We start from the raw sequence: 17,911 nt of genomic DNA on the forward strand, positions 1-17,911 counted from the left end.
TGAACTCCGTGACGGACGGAGGTTCGGCCTATGACCCACCCGCCGGGGGGTCAAGGGGATCGACCTTTAGGGACGGACGCCGCGCGGCAAGGCTTCGACTTCCGACGGGGTCAACCGCTTCATGATGCGCGCGGTGCAGACCGAATTGTTTTCGCCGCGGATCGAGGGCCCGGAGGTGGCGATGCTGACGGGCTCGCCCACACAGGCCGAGCCGCCCGTGGTCGGGCTGATGGCGATCGAGCGTGACACGATCAGCCCCCGACAGCCGTTCGTCTGGAGGAGGAAGACACGCCCCGAGAGATCCTTCACATAGGCGGCGTGATCACCATCCGTTCGATAGTTGCGAACGGTCTGGGGCAGGAAACACTGCGAGGCGCGGCCGGGTCGCTCAGCGCGCGCCTCGGACGGCTGAATGCCCGAACCCATCAGACCGGGCGCGGTCAGGATGGCGGCGATGATAATCAAGACGCGCATGGCTTGTGCTCCCTCGCGCATTGGGCGTCCCTCCAACGGACGTGTCAAGGCGCGGGAAGAACCGGCGGCCGATATCAGCGCCCGCGAAACCTTCACGCCCGGCTCCAATTGTCGTGGCTGAAGGGAGACCGTGATGCCTCGTGGCGACAAGACCAAATATACCGACAAACAGGAGCGCAAGGCCGACCACATCGCCGAGGGCTACGCGAAGCGGGGCGTGTCGGAAAAGGAGGCCGAGCGACGCGCCTGGGCGACCGTCAACAAGGATGACGGCGGCGGCAAGAAGCCGGGCGGCTCGGGCCGGGGCACGGACACCGGTCATCCGGCCGCCAGGAAGGGTGGCCGCAAGGGAGGCCAGGCTTCGGCGGGCCGATCCAAGGCGGACCGCTCGGCGGCCGCAAAGAAGGGTTGGGAAACCCGGCGGAAGAGGTCTAGCGGCGGATGAGGCCGCGTCGGGGCTTTCGCCCTCCTCGACGAGCCGCTAGGGACGACGCCAATGGCCCCGTAGCTCAGCTGCATAGAGCAAGGCTTTCCTAAAGCCGAGGTCGGAGGTTGGAGTCCTCCCGGGGTCGCCATGCTTCATCGACTGAGCATGGGCGGCTATCCGTCACCTCCGTCGGCAGCCCTCCAGAAGACCCCCGATCTAAGCCTCCCAGCCGGATTCAATCCGATCCCAGTCCGTGGTCTCGAAACGCCGGCGGTTTGTCAGTGTCCCGCAGGCGCGGAAACGGTCTGCGCGTCACTCACTCGCGCCTTCGCAGCCAACAGGGCGAAAACGACGAGGATCAGATAGCCGACGAGAGGGACGTAGAAGACGGGATTGAGGCTGCCGGTCACATCCGCAATCTGACCGCCGATCAGCGGCAGCACCGCCCCGCCGACGATGGCCGTGCACAGCAGGCCGGACGTCGCGGGGGCCGGAGCGCTGGAGCGCTCCAGGGTGAGGGTGAAGATGGTCGGGAACATGATGGAGTTGAAGAAACCGACCGCGATGGCGGCGTAGGCGGCGGTTTCTCCCGAAGTCTGGGTGACGACCAGACAGAGGATCGCGGCGATCGCGGTGTTGACGGCCAGCAGGATCCCGGCCCTCACACGCGTCAGCAGCAGGGCGCCGATGAACCGCCCGATCATGGCGCCGCCCCAGTAGAGGCTGACCATGCGTCCGGCGTCGGCCTCGGGCAGGTTGAGGATCTCGGGCCGGTTCAGAAAGTTGGTGAGCAGGCCGCCGATCGTCACTTCCGAGCCGACATAGACGAAGATGGCCAGAGCCCCGAGAAGCGCCCATTTCGACCGAAAGGCCTTCAGCGGCGAGGCCATGCCTCCCCCTTGAGCCGATGCCGTCGCGGCGGCGGCGTTGATCCGCTTGCGGGCCGTGAAGATGAAGACGGCGACGACCGCGAAAACGGACCCGAGGCCGAGGAAGGCGAGATCGATGCTCCGCAGCGACTCCGCCCGGGTCGCCTCGGTCACCACGGCGCCGGCCGCGAACACGCCGCCAGTCAGCAGAACCGTCGACCCCAGCCACGGACCGAGCGTGGTGCCCAGGGAATTGAAGAACTGCGAGAAATTCAGGCGGGCATGAGAGCTTTTGCGTGACCCCAGGGCTGCCACGAGCGGGTTTGCGGCGACCTGAAGCAGGGTGACGCCGGAGGCGATGACGAACAGACCCAGAAGCACCAGCATGTACTGGTCGACCAGGGTCGCCGCCGGAATGATGAGACAGCCCAGCACCATGACGCCCAGCGCCGCGATGATGGACCGGCTGTAGCCGAGACGGGACAGCAGAGCTGCGGCCGGCACCGATACGACGGCGTAGGCGATGAACCAGGCCGACGCGGTCAGGGTCGCCTCGGCGAACGACAGATCGAACACCTTTCTGACCGCCGCGATCAGAGGATCGATCAGGGAGGTGGCGAAGCCCCACGCGAAGAACAGGGTGGTGACATAGGCGAAGGCGAGGCCCGTGCCCTTGGCGGCGGTCGGGGAGTCGGGGGTCGCGTGTGTCATGACCCTTGTGTAAGCGGGGATCGGCCAGCGAGGGAAGAGGCGTTCGCTCGGGGCACGTAGATTCGTCGGCGGATCGTGCCTGGCCCCGTGTTTCCACCCAGTGGACACGGCCGGTGGAGCCGATATCGCCTGTCGGAATGCGAAACGACGCCCCCCGATCCTGGCGCAACCCCCGGCGAGACCTCTTGTTCGCGGCGGTGATCCTGGCCATCGCCGCGGCGGGATGGCTGATCGCGGCCTGACGACCGCGACCAGCGCCCGGATCAGCCCTCCAGCGGGCAGAGGCAGTCGTGCTGGGTAGTGGGGCAGTTCGAGAAGCAGTAGGCGCGTTCAGGCGATCCTGGCGGCAGTTGCGCGCAGAAGGCCTCGCATTCACAGCGCTGCTGGCAGTCGCCGCCGGGGCCAGGCTGGCACAGGGCGGCCGGAGCCGCGCCGGCCATGGCCACGCCGGCGATCATCGAGGCCAGGGTGACGGACAGGGTCTTCAACATAACGATCCTCCCAGAATTGTTGACAACCCAAGATTGCACATACTGTTCAGCGCCGCAAACCCGCTTGACCTGTTACGGTATAACATAGGACAAGATGGCCTCTCCGCTTTCCGAGGTCGCCTATGCCTTTCCGCCCCGCCCTGCTCGCCGCCGTCAGTCTGTCAGCCGTGGCCGCCGCCACCGCCGCTCACTCTCAGGAGGAACCGGTCACGCGTCTGGACGAGATCGTCGTCACCGCCGACCCGCTGGGCCGCCGGGCCAATGAGGTGATCAACAATGTCGCCGTGTTGCGCGGCGACGCCCTGGTGCATCGTCGCCAGTCGACCCTGGGCGAGACGCTGTCCGGCACGCCGGGCGTCAGCTCGGACACCTTTGGCGGCGGGGCCAGCCGGCCGGTGATCCGCGGCCAGACCTCGCCGCGTGTGCGGGTGCTCAGCGACGGGGCGGGCCTGACCGACGCCTCGGAGGTGTCGCCCGACCACAATGTCACCGGCGAGCCTCTGTTGCTGGAAGGCGTCGAGATTCTGCGCGGCCCCAGCGCCCTGATCTATGGCGGCGGCGCCATCGGCGGGGCGGTCAATCTGATCGACAAGAAGGTGCCGACCTCGGTTCCCACCGATGGGATCGACGCCGTCGGCGAGGCGCGCTTCGGCACGGCCGACGACGAGCGCGCCGGGGTGGTTGGGGCCACCTTCGGGGCCGGGAACCTGGCCTTCCGCCTGGAGGGCGCGGTGCGGCGCACCGACGACTATGAGGTTCCATTCTACACGCCGCCGCACGAGGACCACGCGCACGACGGGGAGGATCACGACCACGAAGACGAAGATCACGGCGACGCGGACCACGAGGACGAACACGAGGAGGAAGGCTTCGACCGCGTCGAGGGCAGCTTCAACGACACCCGCACCCTGACGGCGGGCGTCAGCTGGATCGGCGCGCGCGGCTACCTCGGCGCCGCCTTCACCGAGCAGCGCAGTGAGTACGGCCTCCCGGGCCACAGCCATGCGCACGCCGAGTGCGAAGCCCATGTCGACCACCTGCACTGCGACGACCATGGCGAAGAGGACGACCACGATCATGACCACGAAGGCGAGGACCACGATCACGAACATGCGGAGGGCGAGGCGCCGCCGGTGATCGACCTGCGCAGCCGGCGCCTGGACGTGCGCGGCGAGATCGAGAATCCGATGGCCGGCATCGAGCGCGCTCGCCTGCGCGCCGGCTGGACCGACTACACCCATTCCGAGATCGAGGGTGGCGAGGTCGGCACCACCTTCAACAACAAGGGCTATGACGGCCGGGTCGAGATCACCCACGCGCCGATCGCCGGCTGGCGCGGCGTGTTCGGCGGTCAGGCGTCGCGCAGCGACTTCGAGGCGGTCGGCGAGGAGGCCTTCCTGCCCGAGACCATCACCGAAAACCGGGCCCTGTTCCTGATCGAGGAGAAGGCCTTCGGCGCCCTGCGTCTGGAGGGCGCCATCCGCCAGGAGTGGCAGGACACCTCGGGACCGACCATCGACGACACGGAGCACAGCCCCTTCTCGATTTCGGCCTCCGCCGCCTATGAACTGGCGCCGGGTTGGACCGTCCAGGGGGTGATCGGACGCTCGGAGCGCGCGCCTACGGCCCAGGAGCTGTTCGCTGACGGAACCCACATCGCAACCAACACCCTGGAGATCGGCACGCCCACCCTGGACGAGGAAGGCGTGGTGTCCATCGAGGCCAGCCTGAGGAAGACCGAGGGACCGACCACCTTCTCGATCGGCGCCTACCGGTACGACTATGACGGCTACATCTACGCCAACACCCTGGATCAGTTCGAGGACCTGCGCCTGATCCGCTACGACCAGGCCGACGCCGAATTCACCGGGCTGGAGGGAGAGGTGCGGCACGAGTTCAGCGACCTGTTCGCCGGCTCGGTGTTCGGCGACGTGGTCCAGGCCGAACTGGATTCCGGGGAGGATCTGCCGCGCATTCCGGCGGCGCGGCTGGGCGCGCGCGGTGAGTTCCACCAAGGGCCGTGGTCTGGCGACCTGGAGTATATCCGCGTCTTCGAACAGGATCGCACCGCCGACTTCGAGAGCGTCACGCCCGGTCACGACCTGGTCAACGCCACCGTGGCCTATGACTTCGACCTGGGGCCGACCCGCGCCCAAGTCTATGTGCGCGGCTCGAATCTGCTGGACGAAACCATCCTGAATCATGCCAGCTATCTGGCCGAAACCGTGCCGCTGAGGGGCCGGAATTTCGTGTTCGGCGTCAGGGCGCGGTTCTGACGGACCTTTTTCGGAAGGCCCCGGTTGTCGGGGGCGCGGCTCGATGGGCGGACCGCGCTTACCGAGGATATGAGACCATGGCCGACAAGACGCTGGACGACCTGTTCCACGACACCCTGCGCGACATCTATTACGCCGAGCGCAAGATTCTGAAGGCCCTGCCCAAAATGGCCCGCGGCGCGCAGTCGCCCGAGCTCAAGGCGGCCTTCGAGAAACACCGGGACGAAACGGAAGGCCAGATCGAGCGCCTGCAACAGGTGTTCGAGATCATCGGCAAGGCGCCGCGCGGCAAGACCTGCGACGCCATCGAGGGCATTCTGGCCGAGGGCGACGAAATCCTTGAGGAATATAAGGATACGCCCGCTCTGGACGCCGGCTTGCTCGCCGCCGCGCAGGCGGTGGAGCACTACGAGATTACCCGCTACGGCACGCTGAAACGCTGGGCGACGGTTCTGGGGCTGGATGACGCCGCCAAACTGCTGGACGAGACGCTGCAGCAGGAATCCAAGACCGACGAGGATCTGACCGGCATCGCCGACGCCTCGATCAACGCCCAGGCGCAGCAGAAGGCGGCCTGATGCAACACGCGGCCGGGGTCAGCAGCCCCGGCCGTTTTTGGTTCTAGAGGACCAGTTCGCCTTCCGAGCCCTTGTCCCACCAGTGGATCCGCTGGGCTTTCACGCGGACCAGTGTCAGCCCCTCCGTGTCGATGCCCTCCTGAAACCAGAGATCCAGATCCTTGGACCAGTGCTCCTTGAACGCGGCCTTGTCCTTGGACAGGGTCGCCGATCCCTGCACCGCGATGAACTTCCAGTGCTTGCCCGTGAAGCCCAGGGCGACCCGACTGTCATTGGAGATGTCCTGGACGGTGAAGGTGTTTTCCAGGGCGAAGAAATAGCTCTCACCGTCGTAGTCAACCTCGCCATTGTTGCTCATCGGGCGGGTCCGCACGTCGCCGTCCGCGCCGTGGGTCGACAGGAAGCAGATGTCGATCCCCTTCATCTCCTTGGCGAGGTCCTTGAGGGTCTTGTCAGCCATGTGTCCGCTCCGGTTGAGCAGGGGAAACCCGCGAGGCGCGACACGGTTCATGGCGCCGTCTGAACCGCCGCTTGCCGGGGCGCGTTCGGCTCTCTAGGTTCCCGCCCCTTCGACAACAGGCGTCCAGGCAGCCGATGGCCACCCACTATCTCGAGTTCGAAAAGCCGATCGCGGAACTCGAGGCCAAGATCGAGGAACTGACACTGCTCGCTCCCTCGGCCGGCTCGTTCGACACCGAGATCGAGGGCCTGCGACGAAAGGCCGACCAGCTGCGTCGAAAGACTTACGCCGAGCTTGATCCCTGGAAGAAGACCCAGGTCGCCCGGCATCCGCAGCGGCCGCATCTCATCGATTATGTGGCGGGCCTGCTGGAGGATTTCACTGAGCTGCGCGGCGATCGCCAGTTCGGCGACGATCAGGCGATCATCGGCGGCCTGGCCCGGTTCCGGGGCCGCGCCGTGGTGGTCATGGGTCACGAGAAGGGCCACGACACGGCCACCCGCCTGACCCACAATTTCGGGATGGCCCGGCCCGAGGGTTACCGGAAGGCCGTGCGCCTGATGGACCTGGCCGACCGCTTCGGCCTGCCGGTGCTCAGCTTCGTCGACACCGCCGGCGCCTATCCGGGCCTGGGCGCCGAGGAGCGAGGCCAGGCCGAGGCCATCGCCCGCTCGACCGAGCGCGGCCTAACCCTGGGTGTGCCGATGATCTCGACCATCACCGGGGAGGGCGGATCGGGCGGGGCCATCGCCATCGCCGCCGCCAACCGGGTGCTGATGCTGGAGCACTCCATCTATTCAGTGATTTCGCCGGAGGGCGCGGCGTCCATCCTGTGGCGCGACGGCGCGCGAGCCAAGGACGCGGCGGCGGCGATGAAGATCACCGGCCCGGACCTGCTGTCCCTGGGCATCGTCGATCGCGTGATCGAGGAACCGGTCGGCGGCGCCCACGCGGATCGCGACGCCGCCATCACCCGCGTCGGCGATGTGCTGGAGGAGGAACTGACCGCGCTGGAGACGCTCGATCCCGCCGCTCTCAAGCGCCAGCGGGCCGACCGGTTCTACGCCATTGGCCGCCTGAACTGAGGCGGACCGTCGTTTCGTCACCACGCCATCGCCGCATTAGGCTGGCACACGCATCCATCCTTTGTCGTTTCGGGAGACAACCGAATGAATCTGAAGTCCACCCTGCTGGCGGCCGCCGCCACCCTGATCGTCGCCGCCCCGGCCATGGCCCAGGACGCGACCACACAACCGGCCCCCGCCCCACAGCCGGCCCCCGGAGCGGCCGCCCCGGCCGCGCCGGCGCCGACGCCGGAACAGGCCGCCTTCCAGGCCGAGGCCGAGGCGTTCGAGCAGCGCGTTGATCCCATGGGCTCCGAGATCGCGGCCGCTATCGCGGCGGCGGGTTCGGATACGGTCAAGGCTCAAGCCGACGCAGACGCCATCATCGATCGCTACGCGCCGGAATTCACCGCCTTCGCCGACAAGCTGGACGCCTTCCTCGACAGCCAGATCGCGGCGTCGACCGACCAGGCCGCGATCGCTGGCATGACCCAGGCTAAGGCCAATGCCGTCCCGCAGCTGCGCGGCGCGCCGGCCATGATCAAGGCCCAGGTCGCTCAGCAAATCGCCGCGCAGGCGGCTCCGACTCCGGCGCCCGCCCCGGCTCAGCCGGCGCCCTCGACCCCGCCGACCGAATAAGCGGTCCTCCGGATCGTCTGACGAAAAAGGCCGCCGCTCCTGTCTGGGGCGGCGGCCTTTCTCTTTGAGTTTGGAGCCGATCAGCTGGTCGGGAAGCCCCGGACCCTGAGCAGGGCCGTCACATCGGGGTCGCGACCCCTGAAGGCGCGATAGGCGTCGCCGCGATCCGTGGTGTTGCCGGGCGCCAGGATGATCGCGCGATAGCGGCGCGCGGTTTCCGGGTCGAACACGCCCTTCTCCTCGAACAGGGCCCAGGTGTCGGCGTCCATCACCTCGGACCAGAGATAGCTGTAATAGCCGGCCGAATAGGCGTCCGACGTGAACAGGTGATTGAACTGCGGCAGGCGGTGCCGCATCACGATCTCCTCGGGCATGCCGAAGCGGGCCAGGCTCTCGCGTTCGAAGGCGGCGATATCGGTCGGCGGCGTGGCGCGGGTGTGCAGGTCCATGTCGACCAGCGCCGACGACAGATAGCTGACCGTCTCATAGCCCTGGTTGAAGGTGCTGGACGCCTCGATCCGGTCCACCAGCGACTGCGGCATCGGCTCGCCCGTCTCGTAGTGGCGCATGAAGCCGTCCAGGATCGGCCGGGTCAGCACCCAATGCTCGTGCACCTGCGACGGATACTCCACGAAGTCGCGCGGCGTGTTTCCGAACGACGGATAGGTCACCACCGACGACAGATAGTGCAGGGCGTGGCCGAACTCGTGGAACAGGGTGGTGGCGTCGTCCAGCGAGATCAGCACGGGCTGGCCCGGGTCAGGTTTGGTGAAGTTGTTGTTGTTGGAGGCCAGGATCGCCTTGGTCCCGTCCAGGGTCGAGAACGACCGGTAGCTGGTCATCCAGGCGCCCGAACGCTTGCCGGCGCGGGCGAAGTCGTCGGAATAGAACAGGCCGATGACCCGATTGTCGCGCTGCTGATCGCGGACCTCGAACACCTCGACATCGGGGTGGAAGGTCGGGACGTTGGTCACCGGCGTGAAGGTGAAGCCGTAGAGGCGTCCCGCCATATCGAAGGCGCCGCGTTTGACCGCCGACAGCTCGAAATAGGGCTTCAGCTCGTTCTGATCGAGGTCGTACTTCTGTTTCCGGACCTTCTCGGCGAAATACAGATAGTCCCACGGCTCGATGTCGTGACCGGCGATGGCGCGCATGTCGGCCACCTCTTCGGCGACCCGCGCCTTGGCCGGGGCCCAGACCCGGTTCATCAAATCCTCGGCGGCCGCCGGCGTCTTGGCCATGGTGTCCTGCATGCGCCAGGCGGCATGGTGCTCATACCCCAGCAGACGCGCGCGGGCGGCCCGCAGGCGCAGGATCTCGGCGATGGTCGCCTTGGTGTCGTTGGCGTCGCCGTTGTCGCCGCGCATGATGAACTTGCGCCAGACCTGTTCGCGCCCGGCGCGATCGTCGGCGAAGGTCAGATAGGGGTCGACCGAAGAGCGGGTGTTGACGATGGCCCAGCCCTGCAGATTGCGGCTGCGCGCGGCCGAGGCGGCGGCGGCCTTGTTCGAGTCGGGCAGGCCGGCGACCTGGGCCTCGTTGGCGAACAGGGTCCAGGTGTTCTCGTCGGCCACGACCTTCTGGCCGAACCCGGTGAAGGCGGTGGACAGGGCCGAGTTGATGCGGCCGAGCTCAGCCTTGCCGGCTTCGTCCAGGGCCGCGCCGTTCCTGATGTAGGCGTCGCGGCGGCGCTCGGCCAGGCGCGTCTGCTGGGCGTTCAACCCGGCCGCGGCGGCGCCGTCGGCCACGGCGCGGATGCGGGCAAACAGCTGCGGATTGAAGGTGATCTCGTCCGACGCCGCCGAGAGCAGCGGGGCCGTCTCGGAATCCAGCGCGTCCCACTCGGCGCCGCCGATGTTGGAGGTCATCACCCCCATCAGGTTCAGCGCCCGGTCCAGAGGCTCGCCGGCCAGTTCCAGCGCAACCAGGGTGTTGGCGAAGGTGGCGGCCTCCGGATTGCCGGCGATGGCGGCGATGTCGGCGCGTTGCAACTCGATGCCTTCCAGGATCGCCTCGCGCAGGGCGGCGGGCGTCACCCGGTCGAACGGCGGCAGGCCGTCGTAGCCGCCCGTCCACGGCTGCAGCAGGGCCGCACGCGGGGTCTGGGTCGGCAGGACGGCGCGGGCGATGCGGGCCTCCTCGGCCACGGCGGCGGGGTCGGCGGGCGGGGCCCAGCCATCGGACATCCCATTGGTGGCGCAGGCGGCCAGGGCCATCAGGCTTCCGCCCGCGATGAGAAGACGACGTCGATCCACGCGATAACTCCTTGAAGCTTTGTCATTCGACGGCACCCTAGACCGATCGAGGCTGACCGTCACATGAACCGGATGTAATGCGCCGCCGTGGACGCCGCGAGGGCCGCCCGGTAAAGCCCGCGTCATGGCGATAGGCGTTTTCGATTCCGGCGTGGGCGGCCTGACCGTTCATCGCGAGCTGGTCCGTCGCTTTCCGGAGCGGGATTTCGTCTATCTGGCCGATCAGGCCCACGCGCCCTATGGCGGACGCGGCGGCGAGGAGATCGTCGAGCTGACCCGCGCGGGCTGCGAGCGCCTGTTCGACGCCGGCGCCTCGGTGGTCGTCCTGGCCTGCAACACCGCCTCGGCCATCGCCCTGCGTCGCCTGCAACAAACCTGGTTGCCCGGCGAACGCGAGCGGCGCGGACGGCCGGTCAATGTGCTGGGCATCATCGTCCCGACCATCGAGGCGGCCACCGGCCTGCCCTGGGAATACGAAGCCGACCGCAGCGGGGAAAAGATCGAGGCGCTGGAGATCACCGGCGTGTTCTGCACCGCCGCCACCGCCATCAGCCGGGTCTATGAGATCGAGATCGACAAGCGCCGCCAGGATCTGGCGGTGTTCTGCGAGCCGTGCCCAGGCCTGGCCGGCCTGATCGAGCTTGGCGCGCCGCCCAAGGAGCTGGAGGTGGTGATCGGCGACCATGTCGACGCCCTGCGCCGCCGCATCGGCCGGCATCCCGATACGGCGATCCTGGGCTGCACCCACTACGAGATCGTCGCGCCGGTGTTCGCGCGCCTTTTGCCCGAGGGCACGCCCGTGATCCACCAGCCGACGGCCGTCGCCGACGCCCTGGAGCGCTATTTTGCGCGGCATCCCGACTATGACCTGGGCGCCTCCGGCCGTCGCGACTTCCTGACCACCGGCAAGCCCGGCCCGCAGAGCGAGATGGTCAGCCAGTTCTGGGGCGCGCCGCTCAGCTTCGCCCAGGCTTGACGGTCCCGCGCCGGGGACCACACTGTGACCGCCTCCCCGGCGGAGGTCGGGGCCCAGGAGGGCTTGAGCGAGTCGCCGTGAAGGCTTGAGCGCGCGGCCCTGGACCCCGGCCTTCGCCGGGGAAACGGATAGGGGGAGTGACAATGAGGGTGTCCGTGCTCGGTGTGATAGGGGCGGCCTTCTTCGGCGTCGCATCACCCGCCGCCGCCGAAATTACCGAGCAGTGGGACGACGGCTTCGTGGTCAGCCACAGCTTCGAGACCGCCGCGACGCCGCTTGAGGCCTACGCCCTGACGGGCCAGCCCGCCCGGTGGTGGAGCGACGCCCACAGCTGGTCGGGCGACGCCGAAAACTTTTCGATGGAACTCAAGCCCGGCGGCTGTTTCTGCGAGCGGCTCAGCGACGCCGACAACATGCTCGACGGGGGCGCGCGTCACGGTACCGTGGCCATGGCCTGGCCCGGCCGACGCCTGGTGATCGACGCCGCGCTCGGACCCATGCTGGGCCTGTCGTCGGCGGGCTGGCTCAGTTTTGACTATGAGACGCTGGAGACGGGCGGAACCCGGGTGATCGTCACCTACCGGGTGGAAGGCCACGGCCTGGGCGCCCTGTCCGGGCCCGTCGACGGCGTCATCGGCCAGCAGGTTGCGGCGCTGAAAGCCGCGCTGGACGCCGAAGACTAGCGGTGCCTCACTCCACGGTCACCGACTTGGCCAGATTGCGGGGCTGATCAACGTCCGTGCCCTTCTGCACGGCGGTGTAATAGGCCAAGAGCTGCACCGGGATGGCGTGGACCAGCGGCGCCACGTAGGGGTCGCAGTCGGGCACCGAGACCCGCCACACGGCTGTTCCATGCGGCGACGGCGCTCCGATGGGCGTCACCATGATTACCGGCCCGCCGCGCGCGGCCACCTCCTGTAGATTGGACGCGGTCTTCTCGAACACCGCGTCCAGAGGGGCCAGGGCGATGATGGGCGTCTGTTCGTCGACCAGAGCGATAGGGCCGTGCTTCAACTCGCCGGCGGCATAACCCTCGGCGTGGATGTAGCTGATCTCCTTCAGCTTCAGCGCCCCCTCCATGGCCAGGGGGAACATCTGACCGCGACCCAGGAAGATCACGTCGCTGGCCTTGGCCAGCTCCTGGGCCACGTCGCGCAGGTCCGAGTCGTCGGCCAGGGTCTCGGCGATCAGGCGCGGCGCCTCGAACAGCGCCTTGACCAGCCGCGCCTCCTCCTCAGGGGCGATCCGGCCGCGCGCCGAGGCGGCGGCGACGGCCAGCGACAGCAGGGCCGCCACCTGGGCGGTGAAGGCCTTGGTCGAGGCCACGCCGATCTCCGGCCCCGCATAGGTGGGCCACAGCACATCGGCCTCGCGCGCCATCGACGAAGTGTGGACATTGACGACGGCGGCGGTCTTCAGGCCCTGACGCTTGCACCAGGTCAGGCTGGCCAGGGTGTCGGCCGTCTCGCCCGACTGACTGACGGCCACCGCCAGGGTGTCCTTGGACACCGCCGGTTCGCGATAGCGGAACTCCGACGCGATCTCGACGTCGCAGGGCAGGCCGGCCAGCCGTTCAAAGGCGTAGCGGGCGATCTGGCCGGCGTAGAAGGCGGTGCCGCAGGCGATGATCTGGATGCGGCCAATCTTGGCCAGATCGACACTCTCGACCGGCTTGGCCTTCATGCCCGCCAGATCCAGATAGGCGGCCAGGGTGTGCTGCACGCTGTCGGGCTGCTCATGGATCTCCTTTTCCATGAAGTGCCGGTAGTTGCCCTTCTCGACCATGGCCGCCGAGGCCGAGACCTGAACGATGGGCCGATCCGCCGCCTGGCCATCGGCGTCGAACATGCGCGCGCCGGAGCGGTCGATGGCGACGAAGTCGCCTTCCTCCAGATAGCTGATCTTCTGGGTGAAGGGGCCGACCGCCAGGGCGTCGGAGCCCAGATACATCTCGCCTTCACCCCAGCCGACGACCAGCGGACTGCCACGGCGGGCGCCCAGCAGCAGCTCGTCCTCGCCCTCGATCAGCACGCCCAGGGCATAGGCGCCCGTCAGCCGGTCCAGCACCGACTTCAGCGCCTTGGTGGGCTCGAGCCCGGACTCCAGGGCTGCGTCCATCATATGCGCCACGACCTCGGTGTCGGTCTGGCTCTCGAACACGCGGCCGACGGCCTCCAGTTCCGCCTTCAGCTCGGCGAAATTCTCGATGATGCCGTTGTGGACCACCGCGACGCGCCCGGCCTTGTGCGGATGGGCGTTCGGACGGGTCGGCGCGCCGTGGGTGGCCCAGCGGGTGTGGCCGATGCCGATGGTCGAGGACAGGGGCTGTTCGACCAGCACCTCCTCCAGTGCGCGGATCTTGCCCGGCGCGCGCCGCCGCTCGATCTTTCCGTCCACGAGGGCGGCGACGCCGGCGGAATCATAGCCCCGGTATTCCAGACGTTTGAGGCTGTCGATCAGCCTGGGAACGGCCGGACCCGTGCCGGTGACGCCGATGATGCCGCACATGGAAAACACCTCTCACTGGGGACGCGACGCGCCTGCGACCGCTTGGCACGGCGACGTCTTCGGGTCTATGCCGCTGCTCCGCGCGGCTCACCCGGAAAAGGGGAGCGACCCGATACGCGATTGAGGCGTTAGGGGCATCTGAAAAGGCGTTTCGCAAGGTTTCGCTGCGGCTTTCGCGGCGACCCGGCGAAGAGGAGGGATCTTGGCTCAGCGTCGCTACTTCGGCACGGACGGCATTCGCGGCCGCTCCAACAGCCACCCCATGACAGCCGAGGTCGCTCTGCGCGTCGGTCTGGCAGCCGGCAAGATGTTCATGTCGTCGGACGACCGGCGCCATCTGGTGGTGATCGGCAAGGACACCCGCCTGTCTGGTTACATGATCGAACCCGCCCTGGTCGCCGGCTTCGCTTCGGTCGGCATGGACGTGCTGACCTTCGGCCCCCTGCCCACGCCCGGCGTAGCGATGATGACCCGGTCGATGCGGGCCGACCTCGGCGTGATGATCTCGGCGTCGCACAACACCTGGCAGGACAACGGCATCAAGCTGTTCGGTCCAGACGGCTACAAGCTGTCGGACGATCGCGAAGCCGAAATCGAGGCTCTGATGGACGAGGATCTGACCCAGGGCCTGGCCCCGGCCGAGAAGCTGGGAAGGGTCAAGCGGATCGACGACAGCCAGGCCCGCTATGTCGAGATCGCCAAGGCGACCTTCCCCCGCCGCCTGAGCCTCTCGGGCCTGCGTGTCGCCGTCGACTGCGCCAACGGGGCGGGATATCGGGTCGCCCCGACCGTGCTTCACGAACTGGGCGCCGAGGTCTTCCCGGTGGGCGTCGAGCCCAACGGCATGAACATCAACGCCGAATGCGGCTCGACTCACCCCCAGGCCCTGGCCGACGCGGTGCGCACCTACCGCGCCGACATCGGCATCGCCCTGGACGGGGACGCCGACCGGGTGGCCATCTGCGACGAGCGCGGCCAGATCGTCGACGGAGACCAGATCATGGCCCTGATCGCCAAGCACTGGCAGCGCCAGGAGCTGCTGACCGGCGGCGGCGTGGTCGCCACCGTTATGTCGAACCTGGGGCTCGAGCGCACCCTCAAGGACGCCGGGCTAAGCCTGGAGCGCACCGCCGTCGGCGACCGCTATGTCATGGAGCGGATGCGCAAGGGCGGTTTCAACCTCGGTGGCGAACAGTCGGGCCACATCATCCTGGCCGACCACGCGCCGACCGGCGACGGCCTGCTGGCCGCGCTTCAGGTGCTGGCCGTGTTGGTCGAGAGCGAGAAACCCATGAGCGAGCTGGCCCGCCAGTTCGAGCCCGTGCCGCAGGTTCTCGAGAACGTCCGCCATGCCGGCGGCCAACCGTTGGAGGCCGACAAGGTGCGCGCCGCCATCACCGCCGGCGAGCAGCGGCTCAACGGTTCGGGTCGGGTCGTGGTGCGCGCCTCGGGCACCGAGCCGCTGATCCGCATCATGGCCGAGGGCGACGACGCCGCCTTGGTCAGGACCATCGTCAAGGACATCGCCCAGGCTGTTAAGACCGCCGGCTGAGGCGGCTCAGCCGGGCGTCAGCCGCGCCGTCAGATCCTCGATCCGCTCGCGGATATCCGGCACGGCCACGGTCTCCCAGAAGGCGGCGAGCGCTGGCGGGCCCAGCACGAAGATGCGGTCGCTCGCCCGCCCCCGGGCATCAATCAGTCGGCCCTCGGCGTCCACGTCCAGGCCCAGCCTGAGCGGGTCCGGCCGCGCAAGTCCTTGCGCGATCAGGGCGCGCGTGAAAGGCTCGGCTGATCGGGTGGGGTCGTGGCCTGGACCGGTGCAGTCGATCAACCGATCCGTCGGTCGGGTCTGGCTGGCGGTGTGACCCCGGGGCCGCCAGCGCACTTCCAGCCCGCCGCGTCGAGCCTCGACAGTCTCCAACCGCCCGGCCCGCACCACCAGCCGATCCTCGGCCATCAGCGCCTCGATCCGGCGGGCGGGCTCAGGCGCGATCCGGTGCCGATGCACATCCCACCACGGGCGCAGGTGCCGGAGGAAGCGGCTGCGCTCGGCCCCGGTCAGTTCGCCCCATAGCCGCGCATTCAGGCTGCGCAGCCGATCCATGGTCACGCCCCAGCCCTCCGCGCGGACGTGCCTGCGCTCCGTGGCGAGCCGCGTCGACAGCGGTCCCGGCGCGACGGCGCGGGGTTCGACGCGGGGCTGATTGGCGTCGTGCGGTCGGGGCATGAGGCCGCGGCGCGAGATGACCAGCGCCCGACCTAGCCAACCGCGGTCCTCCAGCATCAGCATGACGTCGATCATGGTCAGGCCGGACCCGACGATCACCACTTCATCGGACGGCCGCACGACGTCCAGCGCGCCCGGCGCCCAGGGGTCGGCGATGATCAGGTTCGGGTCCTGGCCGGGTCGCGCGGTCCGGGGCGGAGGATTGCCGGTGGCCAGCACCACGGCGCGCGCCGCCAGCCGCGAGCCGTCGGCGAGAATCACTTCCCCGTCGTCGAGGCCCTTCGCTTCGCCCCGCACGATCTGCAGCCGATCGGCGTGCTTGGCCTGGGCGGTGGCCAGGCGGGACCGGACGTATTCGCCATAGACCCGGCGCGGCGCGAAGCCCTCCGGGTCGGCCAATTCCGGATGGGTCTCCTCCAGCCAGTCGACGAAATCCCGGGGCTGGTCGGCGCGCGCGCTCATCCGCCCCGAGCGCACGTTCAGCAGGTGGGAGGCGAAGGGGGTGGAATAGGCCACGCCGAGGCCCGCCCGATCGCCGCGTTCGATAAGCGCGACGTCAGCGCCGGATTCCGCCAGGCGCGCGGCCAGCATGGCGCCCGAGAATCCGCCCCCGATGATCGCCACGCGATCGTTCACTCAACCCCCCCCGCGTTCGCCCTCAGGGCGAAATTCAAGCGGAGCCGTTGTCGATGTCGTAAGCCCGGACGTCAATGCGACATCAGGCTTAACATCCGAAATTCAACGCTTTGTGAGCCGCGAGCGCGCCTTCAAAGCCGTCACGGGTTGCGTCACGGCGCAAGCCCGGTCAGACAGCGCCGACCGCAGGGAGACCGGAACAATGGCCGATTTCAAGAACCAGACGTTCACCGACCAGACCATCGATCTGGACGGCAACGGCTATTCCGCCTGCACATTTGTCGGCTGCACGCTGCGCTTCTCCGGCGGCGGCGGGGTCCAGCTGGATGGCTGTCGTTTCGAGCGATGCAATCTGGCCCTGGACGGGGCTGCGGCCAACACGATCGGGTATCTGACTTCAATCCACGCCGGTCTGGGCGACTGGGGCCGGACCACCGTGGCCAATCTGTGCGCCACCATCCAGGGCGGAACGCCGACGAAGCCGCCCGCCGGCTGATCCACCCGGAACAACGCCTGTCGCGTCAGTGAGCCGTCGGCCGATCGGCCTCGGACGCCGCCTCAGCCTGACCGTCGTGACGGCCTTCGCAGAATTCCTCGATCATCTTGGCGTTGAAGGCCGGCAGGTCGTCGGGACAGCGGCTGGTCACCAGCCCTTCGTCGACCACCACCTCTTCGTTGACCACTTCGGCGCCGGCGTTCTTGAGGTCCAGGCGGATGGTTTCATAGGCCGTCATCTTGCGACCCTCGGCCACGCCCGCGTCGATCAGCACCCACGGCGCGTGGCAGATTGCGGCGACCGGCTTGCCGGCGTCGAAGAAGGCGCGGACAAAGGCGATGGCCTTTTCGCTGCCGCGCAGCTGGTCCGGATTGGCCACCCCGCCGGGCAGCAGGAGGCCGTGGTAACGACCGGCGTCGGTCTCCTCCAGGGTCTTGTCGACCGTCACCTTGTCGCCGGGGGTCAGGTGATTGAAGCCCTGGATCTGGCCGGACTTCAGGCTGACCACCTCCACCATGGCGCCCTCGCCTTTGAGGGCCTTCACCGGGTCGGTCAGTTCGATCAGTTCGACGCCGTCGGTGGCGAGGACGGCGATGGTCTTGCCGGACAGTCGGGCCATGGAAGGTCTCCTTGGGTTCGAGAATGGGATGAGGCCGCGACAACCCGCCACCGGGCCCGAGGTTGCGGCCAAGCTTGGCGATCCGCCGCGCCGGGTCCATCTTCCGGTCATGAAGACCGTCCTCCTCCTCGCCGGACTGATCGCCGCAAGCGCGGGGCCCGCAACGGCACAGGCGTATCGCGATCCCCTGCCGTGGAGCGGGGGC

The 17,911-nt window shown here is 68.2% G+C and carries 17 protein-coding genes and 1 tRNA gene; 10 read left to right on the forward strand and 8 right to left on the reverse strand.

The features are described from left to right. Positions 1-66: 66 nt before the first annotated feature. Entirely contained in the window at positions 67-474 is a 408-nt protein-coding gene (locus EES48_RS11040) for a hypothetical protein (protein WP_122466758.1), read from the reverse strand. A 133-nt stretch (positions 475-607) separates the two neighbouring features. Here EES48_RS11040 and EES48_RS11045 point away from each other — a divergent pair, with 133 nt between their 5' ends. Beyond that, positions 608-919 carry a plasmid stabilization protein gene (locus tag EES48_RS11045; RefSeq protein ID WP_122466762.1) on the forward strand — a complete coding sequence of 104 codons (312 nt, stop codon included), beginning with the start codon at positions 608-610 and terminating at the stop codon, positions 917-919. A 53-nt stretch (positions 920-972) separates the two neighbouring features. Then, positions 973-1,049, forward strand: a tRNA-Arg gene (locus EES48_RS11050). Positions 1,050-1,179: 130 nt separating this feature from the next. Here EES48_RS11050 and EES48_RS11055 read toward each other — a convergent pair. Continuing rightward, positions 1,180-2,481 (reverse strand): sugar MFS transporter, encoded by a 1,302-nt coding sequence (locus tag EES48_RS11055; protein WP_122466765.1) that lies wholly within the window; start codon positions 2,479-2,481, stop codon positions 1,180-1,182. A 263-nt stretch (positions 2,482-2,744) separates the two neighbouring features. Beyond that, positions 2,745-2,972 carry a hypothetical protein gene (locus EES48_RS11060; RefSeq protein ID WP_122466767.1) on the reverse strand — a complete coding sequence of 76 codons (228 nt, stop codon included), beginning with the start codon at positions 2,970-2,972 and terminating at the stop codon, positions 2,745-2,747. 122 nt (positions 2,973-3,094) lie between these two features. Here EES48_RS11060 and EES48_RS11065 point away from each other — a divergent pair, with 122 nt between their 5' ends. Further along, positions 3,095-5,248: a TonB-dependent receptor domain-containing protein gene (locus EES48_RS11065; protein ID WP_122466770.1), complete on the forward strand. Its 2,154-nt coding sequence runs from the start codon at positions 3,095-3,097 to the stop codon at positions 5,246-5,248. 77 nt (positions 5,249-5,325) lie between these two features. Beyond that, entirely contained in the window at positions 5,326-5,826 is a 501-nt protein-coding gene (locus EES48_RS11070) for a YciE/YciF ferroxidase family protein (protein WP_122466772.1), read from the forward strand. Between the two features lie 43 nt (positions 5,827-5,869). Here EES48_RS11070 and EES48_RS11075 read toward each other — a convergent pair whose 3' ends face one another. Then, positions 5,870-6,286: a pyridoxamine 5'-phosphate oxidase family protein gene (locus tag EES48_RS11075; protein ID WP_122466774.1), complete on the reverse strand. Its 417-nt coding sequence runs from the start codon at positions 6,284-6,286 to the stop codon at positions 5,870-5,872. A 134-nt stretch (positions 6,287-6,420) separates the two neighbouring features. On the opposite strand from EES48_RS11075, the gene EES48_RS11080 reads away from it, so the two are divergent. Both EES48_RS11080 and EES48_RS11085 read left to right on the forward strand, forming a co-directional pair. Continuing rightward, complete coding sequence (locus tag EES48_RS11080; protein ID WP_122466776.1) at positions 6,421-7,371, forward strand: acetyl-CoA carboxylase carboxyltransferase subunit alpha; 951 nt, start codon at positions 6,421-6,423, stop codon at positions 7,369-7,371. Positions 7,372-7,455: 84 nt separating this feature from the next. After that, positions 7,456-7,989 carry a translation initiation factor IF-2 gene (locus EES48_RS11085; protein WP_122466779.1) on the forward strand — a complete coding sequence of 178 codons (534 nt, stop codon included), beginning with the start codon at positions 7,456-7,458 and terminating at the stop codon, positions 7,987-7,989. A gap of 80 nt (positions 7,990-8,069) precedes the next feature. Here EES48_RS11085 and EES48_RS11090 read toward each other — a convergent pair whose 3' ends face one another. After that, a complete protein-coding gene (locus EES48_RS11090) occupies positions 8,070-10,244 on the reverse strand; it encodes a M3 family metallopeptidase (RefSeq protein ID WP_122466781.1) in 2,175 nt (724 codons plus the stop codon). A 124-nt stretch (positions 10,245-10,368) separates the two neighbouring features. Between EES48_RS11090 and EES48_RS11095 the strand changes: the two genes are divergently transcribed. Further along, complete coding sequence (locus tag EES48_RS11095; protein ID WP_122466784.1) at positions 10,369-11,220, forward strand: glutamate racemase; 852 nt, start codon at positions 10,369-10,371, stop codon at positions 11,218-11,220. 155 nt (positions 11,221-11,375) lie between these two features. Next, complete coding sequence (locus EES48_RS11100) at positions 11,376-11,903, forward strand: SRPBCC family protein (RefSeq protein WP_162998126.1); 528 nt, start codon at positions 11,376-11,378, stop codon at positions 11,901-11,903. 7 nt (positions 11,904-11,910) lie between these two features. Here EES48_RS11100 and glmS read toward each other — a convergent pair whose 3' ends face one another. After that, positions 11,911-13,728, reverse strand: a complete 1,818-nt coding sequence (gene glmS, locus EES48_RS11105; protein WP_122466790.1) for a glutamine--fructose-6-phosphate transaminase (isomerizing) — start codon at positions 13,726-13,728, stop codon at positions 11,911-11,913. Between the two features lie 202 nt (positions 13,729-13,930). On the opposite strand from glmS, the gene glmM reads away from it, so the two are divergent. Continuing rightward, positions 13,931-15,280 (forward strand): phosphoglucosamine mutase, encoded by a 1,350-nt coding sequence (gene glmM / locus EES48_RS11110; RefSeq protein WP_122466792.1) that lies wholly within the window; start codon positions 13,931-13,933, stop codon positions 15,278-15,280. A gap of 6 nt (positions 15,281-15,286) precedes the next feature. Here glmM and EES48_RS11115 read toward each other — a convergent pair whose 3' ends face one another. Beyond that, complete coding sequence (locus EES48_RS11115; RefSeq protein ID WP_240623325.1) at positions 15,287-16,591, reverse strand: FAD/NAD(P)-binding protein; 1,305 nt, start codon at positions 16,589-16,591, stop codon at positions 15,287-15,289. A 202-nt stretch (positions 16,592-16,793) separates the two neighbouring features. Between EES48_RS11115 and EES48_RS11120 the strand changes: the two genes are divergently transcribed. Then, entirely contained in the window at positions 16,794-17,087 is a 294-nt protein-coding gene (locus tag EES48_RS11120) for a hypothetical protein (protein ID WP_122466794.1), read from the forward strand. Positions 17,088-17,112: 25 nt separating this feature from the next. Here EES48_RS11120 and EES48_RS11125 read toward each other — a convergent pair whose 3' ends face one another. Next, positions 17,113-17,706: a type 1 glutamine amidotransferase domain-containing protein gene (locus tag EES48_RS11125; protein WP_122466797.1), complete on the reverse strand. Its 594-nt coding sequence runs from the start codon at positions 17,704-17,706 to the stop codon at positions 17,113-17,115. Between the last annotated feature and the right edge of the window lie 205 nt (positions 17,707-17,911).

The organism is Brevundimonas lutea, assembly GCF_003704105.1.
GTDB classification, from domain to species: Bacteria; Pseudomonadota; Alphaproteobacteria; order Caulobacterales; family Caulobacteraceae; genus Brevundimonas; species Brevundimonas lutea.